Annotated in this window: 12 protein-coding genes; 9 read left to right on the top strand and 3 right to left on the bottom strand. The window is 64.1% G+C overall.

Translation table 11 applies throughout. The annotated features are described in order from the left end of the window. Nucleotides 1–29 precede the first annotated feature (29 nt). From K3F49_RS20350 to K3F49_RS20340, 3 genes are all read right to left on the bottom strand, one after another. Complete coding sequence (locus K3F49_RS20350) at nt 30–1,364, bottom strand: dicarboxylate/amino acid:cation symporter (protein ID WP_234682728.1); 1,335 nt, start codon at nt 1,362–1,364, stop codon at nt 30–32. Nucleotides 1,365–1,447: 83 nt separating this feature from the next. Next, the gene (locus K3F49_RS20345) at nt 1,448–2,005 is read right to left on the bottom strand and encodes a biotin transporter BioY (protein WP_234683010.1); all 558 of its coding nucleotides are present in this window, start codon (nt 2,003–2,005) and stop codon (nt 1,448–1,450) included. 90 nt (nt 2,006–2,095) lie between these two features. After that, complete coding sequence (locus K3F49_RS20340) at nt 2,096–3,283, bottom strand: pyridoxal phosphate-dependent aminotransferase (protein WP_234682727.1); 1,188 nt, start codon at nt 3,281–3,283, stop codon at nt 2,096–2,098. 188 nt (nt 3,284–3,471) lie between these two features. Here K3F49_RS20340 and K3F49_RS20335 point away from each other — a divergent pair, with 188 nt between their 5' ends. From K3F49_RS20335 to K3F49_RS20295, 9 genes are all read left to right on the top strand, one after another. Further along, entirely contained in the window at nt 3,472–4,875 is a 1,404-nt protein-coding gene (locus tag K3F49_RS20335; RefSeq protein WP_234682726.1) for a M48 family metalloprotease, read from the top strand. Between the two features lie 111 nt (nt 4,876–4,986). Next, the gene (locus K3F49_RS20330; protein ID WP_234682725.1) at nt 4,987–5,754 is read left to right on the top strand and encodes a DsbA family protein; all 768 of its coding nucleotides are present in this window, start codon (nt 4,987–4,989) and stop codon (nt 5,752–5,754) included. A 208-nt stretch (nt 5,755–5,962) separates the two neighbouring features. After that, nucleotides 5,963–6,772: a DUF1236 domain-containing protein gene (locus K3F49_RS20325; protein WP_234682724.1), complete on the top strand. Its 810-nt coding sequence runs from the start codon at nt 5,963–5,965 to the stop codon at nt 6,770–6,772. Nucleotides 6,773–7,028: 256 nt separating this feature from the next. Then, nucleotides 7,029–7,496 (top strand): type II 3-dehydroquinate dehydratase, encoded by a 468-nt coding sequence (gene aroQ, locus K3F49_RS20320; RefSeq protein WP_212427781.1) that lies wholly within the window; start codon nt 7,029–7,031, stop codon nt 7,494–7,496. 37 nt (nt 7,497–7,533) lie between these two features. Then, entirely contained in the window at nt 7,534–8,025 is a 492-nt protein-coding gene (accB, locus tag K3F49_RS20315; RefSeq protein WP_234682723.1) for an acetyl-CoA carboxylase biotin carboxyl carrier protein, read from the top strand. 80 nt (nt 8,026–8,105) lie between these two features. Continuing rightward, nucleotides 8,106–9,464 carry an acetyl-CoA carboxylase biotin carboxylase subunit gene (gene accC, locus K3F49_RS20310; protein WP_234682722.1) on the top strand — a complete coding sequence of 453 codons (1,359 nt, stop codon included), beginning with the start codon at nt 8,106–8,108 and terminating at the stop codon, nt 9,462–9,464. Between the two features lie 101 nt (nt 9,465–9,565). Then, a complete protein-coding gene (locus tag K3F49_RS20305) occupies nt 9,566–11,083 on the top strand; it encodes a sensor histidine kinase (RefSeq protein ID WP_234682721.1) in 1,518 nt (505 codons plus the stop codon). After that, entirely contained in the window at nt 11,080–11,520 is a 441-nt protein-coding gene (locus K3F49_RS20300; RefSeq protein WP_234682720.1) for a response regulator, read from the top strand. The genes K3F49_RS20305 and K3F49_RS20300 overlap by 4 nt, the downstream gene beginning before the upstream one ends. Further along, complete coding sequence (locus tag K3F49_RS20295; protein ID WP_234682719.1) at nt 11,517–12,620, top strand: sensor histidine kinase; 1,104 nt, start codon at nt 11,517–11,519, stop codon at nt 12,618–12,620. Before K3F49_RS20300 ends, K3F49_RS20295 begins: the two co-directional genes overlap by 4 nt. The last annotated feature ends 59 nt before the right edge of the window (nt 12,621–12,679 follow it).

The raw sequence follows: 12,679 nt of genomic DNA, 5'->3' as shown, positions 1-12,679 counted from the left end.
GCATTACGCCGCGCGATGCAGCTTGCAGATCAGTCCGTCGTGACCGCGGTCTCGAGGTCGGTCGGATCGATCTGCTGGCTCAATCGCGCATTGAGCTTGTCGCGATCGAGCTCGCCCTCCCACCAGGCGACGATCACGCAGGCCACACCGTTGCCGCAGAGATTGGTGAGTGCGCGGCACTCGCTCATGAACTTGTCGATGCCGAGCACGATCGCCATGCCCGGCACGAGCCGGGGATCGACCACGGCGAGCGTCGCGGCCAGCGTGATGAAGCCCGCACCGGTGATGCCGGAGGCCCCCTTCGAGGTCAGCATCGCCACCACGAGGATCGTGAGCTGCTGGCCGAAGGTGAGATCGAAGCCGAGCGCCTGTGCGATGAACAGGGTCGCCAGCGTCATGTAGATGTTGGTGCCGTCGAGGTTGAACGAATAACCCGTGGGCACCACCAGACCGACCACCGACTTCGAGCAACCGAGCCGTTCCAGCTTCTCCATCAGGGATGGCAGCGCGCTTTCCGACGACGAGGTGCCGAGCACGATCAGCAGCTCGTCCTTGATGTAGGCCAGGAACCTGAAGATCGAGAACCCTGCAAACCGCGCGATGGTGCCGAGCACCACGATCACGAACAGCGCCGCGGTCAAATAGAACGTCGCGATCAGGCCCATCAGATTGAGGATCGCACCGGTGCCGAACTTGCCGATGGTGTAGGCCATCGCACCGAACGCACCGAGCGGTGCGGCGCGCATCACGATGGAGATGACGCCGAACACCGCATGCGCGGCGTCGTCGATGAAGCCGCGGATCACATGCCCACGCTCGCCAAGACCCATGATCGCAAAGCCGAACAGCACCGAGAACAGCAGCACCTGGAGGATCTCGCCTTGCGCGAAGGCGCCGACCACGGTGTCGGGAATGATGTGCAGGATGAAGTCGACCGACTTCTGGCCTTCGGCCTGCTTGGCATAATTGGCGACCGCTTGCGCGTTGGCGGCAGCATTGCCAAAGCCAGCGCCCGGCTTCACGACGTTGCCGATGATGAGGCCGATGACGAGCGCGAAGGTGGAGACGATCTCGAAATAAACCAGCGCCTTGACGCCGATGCGGCCGACTTTCTTGGCATCCTGGATGTGCGCGATACCGGAGACCACGGTGCAGAAGATGATCGGCGCGATCACCATCTTGATCAGCTTGATGAAGCCGTCACCGAGTGCCTTGATCCAGTCGTTGGTAGCAACCGTCGGCCAGAGCCAGCCGACGATCGCGCCGAGCACGATGGCGATCAGCACCTGGACGTAGAGAATTTTATACCACGGCTTGGCGGCGCTCGGTGCGGCTGGCGCGCCGGTCATTGTTGTCGTTGTCATTGTTTCACTCCCCCTCAAAATTCAGAGCCAGCCAAGATCAACTTGGCCGGCCCTGTCAATTGGAACATTCCGTACAGTGAAATCTAGCCGCGGCGATCGACGATCCGTCGCGCCGCCGGCATCAGCGCAGCGCCTAGCGCATTCTTGACCACGGAGGCCGCAATGAACGGCGCGACGCCAACCAGCCAAGCCTTATTTGCGCCAAGGCCGATGCCGTAGGCCAGCCAGCCGAAACCGGCGATGAAAATCACGACATGGCCGACCGCCATGGCCGCGAACAGCAGCACGACGTTGCGATCCCAGCCTCGTTCGGCGAACCAGCCGATGACGAAGGCAGCCAGCACGAAGCCATAGAGATAACCGGCGGTGGGACCGATCAGCGGTGCGATTCCACCGACCGGACCGGCGAACACCGGCAGGCCCATCGCGCCTTCGGCGAGGTAAGCGATCATGGTTGCGCTGCCAAGGCGCCAGCCATAGGCCGCGCCGATCATCAGCACGACCAGGGTCTGCAACGTCATGGGCACGTAGGGCAGCGGCAGGTTCACCTTGGCCGACAACGCCATCAGCGCGGAGCCGAGTCCCACCAGGACGACGGCGCGCAAGGCGCCGACGGTCTCACCCGGTCGGGTCGGCCACATCACTGCGGCAAGAGGAGAATGCGACGTGGCGGCGGACTGGACGGTTCGGTCAGACAAGATGCACTCCGGAAGGCTGTTCGAAACTGGCGGCTATTTAAGCCAGTGAGCGATCCGGTCAACTGCCTCCCGCATCTCGGCAGCCGAGCGCGCATAGGAGAATCGGATGAACGAGCGGCCATGGATCGGATCGAAATCGACGCCCGGCGTTGCCGCAACGTGGGCCTTCTCCAGCATCTGCTTGGCGAACTCGAAACTATCGGACGTGAAGTCCGAGACGTCGGCATAGAGATAGAACGCGCCATCCGCGGGCAGGAATTTGCTGAGGCCCGCCTTGGGCAATCCCTCGATCAGGATGCGCCGGTTTTCCTGGTAGCCGTGCTTGATCTCCTCCATCTCGGCCGCACCGTCGAAGGCGGCTTCGGCCGCGATCTGCGACAGCGACGGCACCGAGATCGAGAGGTTCTGCTGCAGCCGCTCGATCGGCCGCACCAGAATCTCGGGCACGACCATCCAGCCGACGCGCCAGCCCGTCATGCAAAAATACTTCGAGAACGAATTGATCACGAGTGCGTGCGGAGACAGCTCTGCCGCCGTCACAGCGGGAAATGCATAATCGAGTCCGTGATAGATCTCGTCGGAGATGAAGCGGATGCCGGCATCCTCAGACGCCGCGATCAGGCCGGCGAGCGCCTCGCGCGACATCATCGTTCCCGTCGGATTGGCGGGGCTGCCGACCAGCACACCCTTCAGCGGCGCCTTGCGATGGACGGCGAGCAGCGCCTCGCCGGTCAGCGCGTGACGCGTCTCGTCGGTGGTCTCGATCAGCACCGGCTCGCAGCCGAGCGCGGTGAGGATGTGACGGTACGGCGGATAGCCCGGCACTGTCACCGCGACGCGATCGCCGGGCTCGAACATCGACAGGAAGGCCAGGATGAACCCGCCGGAGGAGCCCGTGGTCACCACGATTCGCTCCGGGCTGACGGCACAGCCATAGGCATCGCGATAATGCCGCGCGATGCGCTCACGTAAGGAGGGGATGCCGAGCGCCGAGGTGTAGTCGATCCGCCCCGCAGACAGCGCGGCCTGCGCCGCCGCGATTGCGGTCTTCGGCGCGCCGGCCGCGGGTTGGCCGACCTCCATGTGAATGACATCGCCGCCGTCCGCCTCGATCCGGGCCGCCGCGGCCATCACGTCCATTACCATGAACGGGGGAACATCACTGCGGCGGGAGGGCTCGAGCCACTGCCCCACGCGGTTCCTCAATGTCGCATCGTGCATCGATTTCTGCTATTCGCTGGCCGACCGGTCCGTTCGGTCCGGAAAACGGGCGCTTGCGCCCCAGACTAGCCGCATTATACGGCTCATAAGGGCATATCGCGTATCCGGTCCGCCGCCAATCGCCAAAACCAATCACAAAAGCTGCATTCCAAGTCCGCTTGCAAAGCCCGTTTGACCCAGACCGTTTGATGTTGCTCCAGATCGCATTGCGCAAAAAGGCCTCCGCCCTCACCGCCCTCGTCTCGGCGGCAGCGATCGCGCTGCTGCCGGTCCCGGCGACGCAGGCGCAGGAAGGCCGCGGACCGCCGGTCCTGCGCGACACCGAAACCGAGCAGCTGTTGCGCGAATATACGCGCCCGATCCTGCGGGTTGCCGGCCTGGAGAAGCAGAACATCCAGATGGTGATCATCAACGACAGCTCGTTCAACGCGTTCGTCGCCGATGGCCGCCGCATCTTCGTCAATTACGGCGCGATCCTGCAGTCGGAGACGCCGAACCAGCTGATCGGCGTGCTCGCCCACGAGACCGGGCATCTGGCCGGCGGCCATCTGTCCAAGCTGCGCGAGCAGCTCGCCAATGCCCAGACCCAGATGATCATCGCCATGCTGCTCGGCGCCGGCGCGCTCGTAGCGGGTGCGAGCCGCGGCTCCAGCAATAGCAATAACGGGCTCGCCAATGCCGGCGCGGCCGCGATCGCCGGACCGCAGGAAATGATCCGCCGCTCGTTGCTATCCTACCAGCGCCAGCAGGAAGAGAACGCAGACCGCGCCGGCGTGAAATTCCTGACCGCGACCCAGCAGTCGCCGAAGGGCATGTACGAGACCTTCAAGCGCTTCACCAGCGAGAGCCTGTTCGCGGCACGCGGCGCCGATCCCTATCTGCAATCGCACCCGATGCCCGCAGAGCGCGTCGCAGCGCTTCAGGAGTTCGCCAGCACCAGCCCTTATTGGGACAAGAAGGACGATCCCGCGCTGCAGCTCCGCCACGACATGGTGCGCGCCAAGGTTTCCGCCTTCATGGAGCGGCCGGAGCTGGTGTACCGCCGCTATCCCCTGACTAATGACAGCATGCCGGCGCGCTATGCCCGCGCCATCAGCACCTATCTGCATGGCGATTTGCGCAGCGCGCTGACGCAGATCGACGCGCTGATCGCGGTGCAGCCGAACAACCCGTACTTCTACGAGGTCCGCGGCCAGGCCCTGCTGGAGAGCGGCAAGCCGGCCGACGCGATCGCCCCCCTGCGCAAGGCTGTCGCACTCTCGAACAATGCGCCCCTCATCGAGATGTTACTTGGGCAGGCACTGGTTGGAACCGATAATAAGGCCTACACGGACGACGCCGTTCGGATTCTCCGTGCCGCAGTGGCGCGGGAGCCCGAGGCCCCTCTCGGCTACATGCAGCTCGCGATGGCCTATGGCCGAAAGGGAGACTATGCAGAGGCGGATCTCGCCTCCGCCCAGGCCGCCTACTTGCGCGGCGACAACAAGACCGCTCGCGAGCTCGCCACGCGCGCGAAAACCCGTTTCGCCGTCGGCACGCCCGGATGGGTCAAGGCCGACGACATCGTGGCGTCTAAACCGCCGCGCAACTAGCCTGATCACGACACTAACCTGATCACGACATCCGCCACTATGACGTCACGACACTGCGATTAAGTCCGCCGGGACGTTTTCGACACCTGCTCTGGATAAGAGGATTTGCCAATGCCTTCGCTGCGCCTGCTTGCTCCCGCGCTGTTTGCGCTTGCCATCTTCGGCGCAACGGGACCGGCTTCGGCCGACAGCTTCTCGGATGCCCAGCGCACCGACATCGAGGCAATCATCAAGAACTACCTCGTCAGCCATCCCGAGGTGCTCGAGGAGGCCATGACCGAGCTCAGCAAGCGCCAGGCCGATGCCGAAACGAAGAAGCACGAGGCCAGCATCGCGCAGAACTCGGATGCGATCTTCAACTCGCCGCGCCAGGTCGTGCTCGGCAACAAGGACGGCGACGTCACCTTCGTCGAGTTCTTCGATTACAATTGCGGCTACTGCAAGCGCGCGATGGGCGACATGCTCGACCTGATGAAGGCCGATCCCAAGCTGAAGGTCGTGCTGAAGGAGTTTCCGGTGCTGAGTCAGGGTTCGGTCGAGGCCGCACAGGTCGCGGTCGCCGTGCGCATGCAGGATCCCTCCGGCAAGAAATATCTCGACTTCCACCAGAAGCTGCTCGGTGGTCGTGGCGCCGCCGACAAGGCACGCGCGATGCAGGCGGCCAAGGAAGCCGGCCTCGACACCGCGAAGATCGAGAAGGACATCGCGAGCCCCGAGGTGCGCGCCACCATCGAGGAGAATTTCAAGCTCGCCGAAGCGATGGGCATGAACGGCACGCCGAGCTACGTGATCGGCAAGCAGATTGTGGTCGGCGCCGTCGGCCTCGACGGCCTCAAGGAAAAGATCGGCGTTGCCCGCTGCGGCAAAGCGACCTGCTGACCACGCTCCACAACGTTACGCATGCGAAAAGGCCGGCTGAAAAGCCGGCCTTTTCCTTTTGCGCCAAACCTTGGCGCAATCCTGCAAGCTCGTTCACCTGGCGTTCAACAAACAAATCCTGCGGAACAGGAGATGTTTCGGAACAAGTGACACCTCCTCCCGTTGTCGGCGCGGGCAATGACGCAAAGAAACACCTGAGGAGAATTCAATGTCGAACCGCTTTATGATCTCGGTTGCCGCAATTGCACTGATCGCCGGCACCGGTCTGGCGAACGCACAAGGCACGATGAAGAATGACAGCGGCGGCGCCGGCGCGCAGCCGATGCAGCACTCGCAGCCGGCCGGCGGCGCCGCTGAACATGGCGCAACAGGCAAGGAATCCGCAAGTCCGCAGAAGGGCACCGTGGGTCAGGCCGGCGGCGCCATGAAGTCCGGCGAAGAGAAGTCCTCCGGCGCGATGGAGAAATCCGGTGCGGCAGAGAAATCCGGCGGGATGGAGAAGTCCGGCGCGATGAACAAGAACGCGGCTGACGAGAAGGCCGGCGCGGCCAAGGGTGAGCACGCCCAGAGCGCGCAGGACAAGTCAGCCCAGGACAAGTCGAAGAGCATGAGCTCTGAATCATCGACCAAGTCCGGCAGCAAGGACATGAAGGCCGAGGATAACAAGGCCGGCGCCGCCAAGAGCAACAATGCCGAGAACCGTCCGGCTGCGACCGACAGCAAGTCCCAGACCACGACCGGCAACGCCGCGACCTCGGCGACCGCCGCTCCGCCGGCGGAGAAGCGGACCCAGATCGTGTCGGCGATCAAGTCCGAGAAGATCGAGGAGACGACCAACGTCAACTTCAACATTGCGGTCGGCACGACCATCCCGGCGAGCGTTCGTTTCCATCCGCTCCCGGCACGGATTGTCGAAATCTATCCGGAATGGCGCGGCTATGACGTGATCTTCGTGCACGGCCAGTACATCATCGTCCGTCCGCAGACGCGCGAGATCGTCTACATCATCGAGGGCTAAGCCGCCTCGCTGACGTCCCAATGAGCCCTTGCCGAGCGATCGGCAGGGGCTTTTGGGCTATCGGACAGCCTCCTCCGCTGGTCCGGACCGGAAGCCATGCTTTGGACTGGTTAACAAGCAATTTCCGTAGTTTCCGCACAGGTTTTTGCACACCGGATGAAGTGCCTGAAGCGGTCCTGGAGGCCCTTCAAGGCTTCCCCTGGGTCACTTTGTTACCTATAACCCCCGCCACGCCGAAACACGCGCCGGGACACGAATGGCCGAACCAGCAACCGACACGATCCTCGTTCTCAACGGGCCGAACCTCAACATGCTGGGGACGCGCGAGCCCGAGAAGTATGGTCATGCGACGCTGGCCGACGTCGAGGCGCTATGCCGGGAGACGGCCGCGACCTTCGGCCTCAAGGCCGATTGCCGGCAGTCCAACCGCGAGGGCGAGCTGATCGACTTCATCCACGAGGCGCATGCCCGCAAGATGAAGGGCATCATCATCAACGCCGGCGGTTATTCGCACACCTCGATCGCGTTGCACGACGCGCTGCTCGCGGTGCAGATCCCGACCGTCGAAGTGCACGTGACCAACATCCACGCCCGCGAGAGCTTCCGCCACCACTCCTACACGGCGCGCGCGGCTTTCGCCTCGCTCTGCGGCTTCGGCATCGAGGGTTACCGCCTCGCCATCCAGGGCCTTGCCGCCAAGGTCGGCATCAAGCCCAAAGCCTGACGCTCCCCCATCACACAGAACATTCGGATCAAAGAACATGGCGCGCCAGCCAGACGACAAAGCAGCCGCAAAGTTTTCCAGCGAGGATTCCGCACTGGTCCGCGAGCTTGCTCTGCTGCTCGATGAGACCAGCCTCACCGAGATCGAGATCGAGCGCGCCGGCCTGCGCCTGCGCGTCGCCCGCAACATCAGCGTCGCCGCGACCATGCCTGTTCCGGTCGCGCATGCAGCGCCCGGGCTTGTCGCAGCACCTGCCGCAGCGCCCGCGGCTGCCGCGGCTGACATGTCGAAGCATCCGGGTGCCGTGTCCTCGCCGATGGTTGGCACTGCCTATTGGGCGCCGGAGCCCGGCGCCAAGCCGTTCGTCGAGGTCGGCTCGAAGGTCTCGGTCGGCCAGACCCTGCTGATCATCGAAGCGATGAAGACCATGAACCAGATCCCCTCGACGCGCGCCGGCACGGTGACGCAGATCCTGGTCGAGGACGGCCAGCCGGTGGAGTTCGGCGAGCCGCTCGTCATCATTGAGTGAGGGAGTGGCGAATAGCGAGTAGCGCATAACTACTCTGCCTTATTCGCCATTCGCTATTCCCCATTCGCCCGTGAGGCACCATGTTCGACAAGATCCTCATAGCCAATCGCGGCGAGATCGCCCTTCGCATCCTGCGCGCCTGCAAGGAGCTCGGGATCGCGACCGTCGCCGTACACTCCACCGCCGACGCCGACGCCATGCATGTGCGTCTGTCGGACGAGAGCGTTTGTATCGGGCCGCCGCCATCCAAGGACAGCTATCTCAACGTGCCCGCGCTGCTCGCGGCCTGCGAGATCACCGGCGCGGACGCCGTGCATCCCGGCTACGGCTTCCTGTCTGAGAATGCGCGCTTCGCCGAGATCCTCGGCGAGCACAATCTGCAATTCATCGGCCCCAAGGCCGAGCACATCCGCCTGATGGGCGACAAGATCGAGGCCAAGAAGACCGCGAGGAAGCTCGGCATCCCCGTGGTGCCCGGCTCGGACGGTGCAGTTGGTCCCAACGACGATGCGATGGCGATCGCCAGGAAGATCGGTTTTCCCGTGCTGGTGAAGGCGGCGGCCGGCGGCGGCGGCCGCGGCATGAAGGTCGCGCAGAGCGAAGCGGATCTCCAGGTGGCGCTGTCGACGGCGGCCAACGAGGCCAAATCGGCCTTCGGCGACGCCTCCGTCTATCTGGAAAAATACCTCCAGAAGCCGCGCCACATCGAGATCCAGATTCTCGGCGACGGCCGCGGCGGCGCGATCCATCTCGGCGAGCGCGACTGCTCGCTGCAGCGCCGCCACCAGAAGGTCTGGGAGGAAGGCCCCTCGCCCGTGCTGGCTGCGGCTGCGCGCGCCAAGATCGGCGAGACCTGCGCCAAGGCGATGCGCGAGATGAAATATCTCGGCGTCGGCACCATCGAATTCCTGTTCGAGGACGGCGAGTTCTACTTCATCGAGATGAACACGCGCATCCAGGTCGAGCATCCCGTCACGGAGAGCATCACCGACATCGATCTCGTGCTGGAGCAGATCCGCATCGCCGCCGGCGGCGACCTGCCGGCCAAGCAGAGCGAGATCCAGATCATCGGCCACGCGATCGAGTGCCGCATCAACGCCGAGAACCCGCAGACCTTCCGCCCGTCGCCGGGTCGCATCACGCAATATCATCCGCCGGGCGGGCTCGGTGTCCGCATCGATTCCGCGGTCTATCAGGGCTACACGATCCCGCCTTATTATGATTCCCTCGTCGGCAAGCTGATCGTCCACGGCAAGACCCGCGCCGAATGCCTGATGCGGCTGCGCCGGGCACTCGACGAGATGGTGGTCGAGGGCATCGAGACCACCCTGCCGCTGTTCCGCGACCTGGTTCGCCAGGACGACATCATCAACGGCGACTACCACATCCACTGGCTGGAGCAGTACCTCGCCGGTAAGACGGAACCGGGTTCAAAATAGCTTCTGGCCGCAAGGAACCCTTTGCCTTCATGGGCGTTTTGAGCACTCAGCACTGCTCGAAGGGGGCTCTTTGAATTGCACTGGTGTCAGGCGAGACCGTCGTGACAGCTGAGGAGCAGCGGCGGCGCGCATTTTGGCAAGTCCTGCTGTTCACAGCCGGCCTCCTCGTGCTGACCTCGATCAGCGCAGGCTCCGTCTACCTCGTCAACGAGGCGCGCGACGACAACAAATGGGTTCTCCACACCATCGAGGTGGAGAACCAGGTTAATGCGTTGCTGCTCGAGGTCCGTCGCGCCGAGAGCGGCGCGCGCGGCTACCTGCTGACGCGGGAGACGAATTTCCGGAACGACCATGACAAGGCCGTCGCCGCGATCATCCCTGCGCTCGAAAGGCTGACGCGCCTGATCGGCAACAGTCCGGCGCAACGCCAGAGCATCGAGCAACTCAGCGCCGCGATCCAAACCCGCCTCGGCCAGTTCGCGCGCGAGATCGATTTCGTCGGCCAGGGCCAGCCGGAGAAGGCTGCGGCGCTCGCCAGCGAAGCCGCCACCGCCGGCACCACGATCACCATCGGCAGCGTCGCGAGCGCGATGATCCGCGAGGAGGAGCGTCTGTTCCGGCTTCGCTCGATCAGCGCCGACCGCAGCCAGACGCTGGCTGCCTCCCTCACCGGCATTGGTTCCGGTCTCGTCGTGCTGCTGGCCCTGATCTCGATCTGGCTGGTACGGCGCTCTGCCCGCGCCCGCGACGACGCCGAAACACGCCTGCGGGACGCCAATCTCAATCTGGAAACCACCATCGACGAGCGCACAGCAGACCTGCGCGAAGCCAACGACGAGATTCAGCGCTTTGCCTATATCGTCAGCCACGACCTGCGCTCGCCGCTGGTCAACATCATGGGCTTCACCAGCGAGCTCGACGAATTGGGCAAGGACATCTTTCGACGGATCGGAGGGCTCACGGGTGTGCCGGCAGGCGGCCCGCCCGTCGATGTCGCAGAGATTCCGCTCGACGGTCCCGACAAGCAGATGTCGACGGATTTTTCCGAAGCGCTCGGCTTCATCAAATCCTCGATCGCCCGGATGGATCGGCTGATCTCGGCGATCCTCAACCTCACCCGCGAGGGCCGGCGCGAGTTCCAGCCGGAGAAGATCGATACCCGCGACTTTATCGAGGCCATCGTCTCGTCGGTGGCGCATCAGGCGGCCGAGGCGCAGGCCGAGATCCACATCGAGCCGCTGCCGAATATCGTCAGCGACCGCCTTGCGCTAGAGCAGATCTTCTCCAATCTGATCGATAACGCGATCAAGTATCTGAAGAACGGGGTCCCCGGCGAGGTCAGAATTCGCGGGCGCACCAAGCTCGGCTACGCTATCTTCGAAATCAGCGACAACGGCCGCGGTATCGATCCGAAGGATCATCAGCGGATTTTCGACCTGTTCCGCCGGGCTGGAACCCAGGACAAGCCCGGCCAGGGCATCGGTCTTGCCCATGTACGCGCACTTGTGCGCCGCCTCGGCGGCACGATGTCTGTATCGTCGGAACTGAACGCGGGCAGCACCTTCACGATCACGCTGCCCATCTCGTGGAACGCCAGCAACCGGAACGCCGACCAATGACACTGCCCGTCACCATCATCATGATCGAGGACGACGAGGGCCACGCCCGGCTGATCGAGCGCAATATCCGCCGTTCCGGCGTCAACAACGAAATCGTGTCGTTCACCAACGGCACCGAGGCGATGAAGCATCTGTTCGGCGCCGACGGCACCGGGCTGAAGCAGAAGGGCAACGCGCTCCTGATCCTGCTCGACCTCAACCTGCCCGACATGAGCGGGATCGATATCCTGAAGCAGATCAAGGAAAACAAATATCTCAAGGCCTCGCCCGTGGTGGTGCTGACCACGACCGACGACAGCCAGGAGATCAAGCGCTGCTACGAGCTCGGCTGCAACGTCTACATCACCAAGCCCGTCAATTACGAGAATTTCGCCAATGCCATCCGGCAGCTCGGCCTGTTCTTCTCGGTCATCCAGGTCCCGCCCGCCGCCTCATGACCCAGCGCATGCCAACCCTGCTTTACATCGATGACGACGGCGCGCTGGCGCGCCTGGTCGATCGCGGCCTGACGCGGCGCGGCTACAAGGTCATCCATGCCGCGAGCGGCGAGGAAGGCCTCGAGCGCATCCGCACTGCGACTAGCCAGCGCAGCATCGATGTCGTGGCGCTCGACCAGTACATGCCGGGTCTCGACGGGCTCGAGACGCTCGAGCAGATCATGGCGATCCCGGATGCCCCGCCGGTGGTGTTCGTCACGGCGTCGCAGGATTCCAGCATCGCCGTCACCGCGCTGAAGGCAGGCGCAGCGGACTATCTGGTCAAGGACGTCAAGGGCGACTTCATTCCCCTGCTGCACGTCGCGGCCGAAGGCGCGCTGCGCCAGGCCGCGTTGCAGCGGGCGCGCGAGGAAGCCGAGGCCGAGATCCACGCCTCGCGCGACCGTTACGCCGCGCTTGCCGCCGAGCGCGAACTGTTGCTGCGCGAGGTCAATCACCGCGTCGGCAATTCGCTCCAGATCATCGCCTCGCTGTTGCACCTGCAGGCGAGCTCCGCTGCGCAGGACGAGGTCAAGGCCGCGCTGACCAACGCGATGGGCCGCGTCGCCGCCGTCGCCCAAGTGCACCGCCGCCTCTACACTTCGCAGGATCTGAAGAGCGTCGTGCTCAACCAGTATCTGGACTCCCTGCTCGAGGATCTCCGCCGCTCCGCCGAAGGTAACCGGATGTCGCGCCTGACGGTGAAGGCCGAGCCGATCGAGATCGACCCGGACCGCGCGGTCGCCGTCGGCATCATCGTCAACGAGCTGGTGATGAACGCGGTCAAATACGCCTATCCCGACGGCGCCGGCCCGATTCATGTCGAGCTGACCTCGCAGGGCGACGATCTCTTGCTGTCGATCACCGACGACGGCGTCGGCGACAACGTCAAGGCTGATCCGCGCTCCACCGGCATGGGCCAGCGCATCGTCGCCGCGATGGCCACCAAGCTCGATGCCACCGTCGAGCGCGATCCCGCGCATTCCGGAACTCGCATCATCCTGCGGTTCCAGCGCACGCCCGCAGCCCCCGGCAAGGCGAGCACCGCGGCGGCTGGTTGATCCCGCATCCGGAATTGCCCCCCATCGCACGCGCATCGCGATCCTGCTATGATCGGACG

It is taken from the genome of Bradyrhizobium monzae, assembly GCF_021458635.1.
Lineage (GTDB): Bacteria > Pseudomonadota > Alphaproteobacteria > Rhizobiales > Xanthobacteraceae > Bradyrhizobium.
Note: the sequence above shows the minus strand (reverse complement) of the source record. Positions and strands in the feature narration are given on the sequence as shown.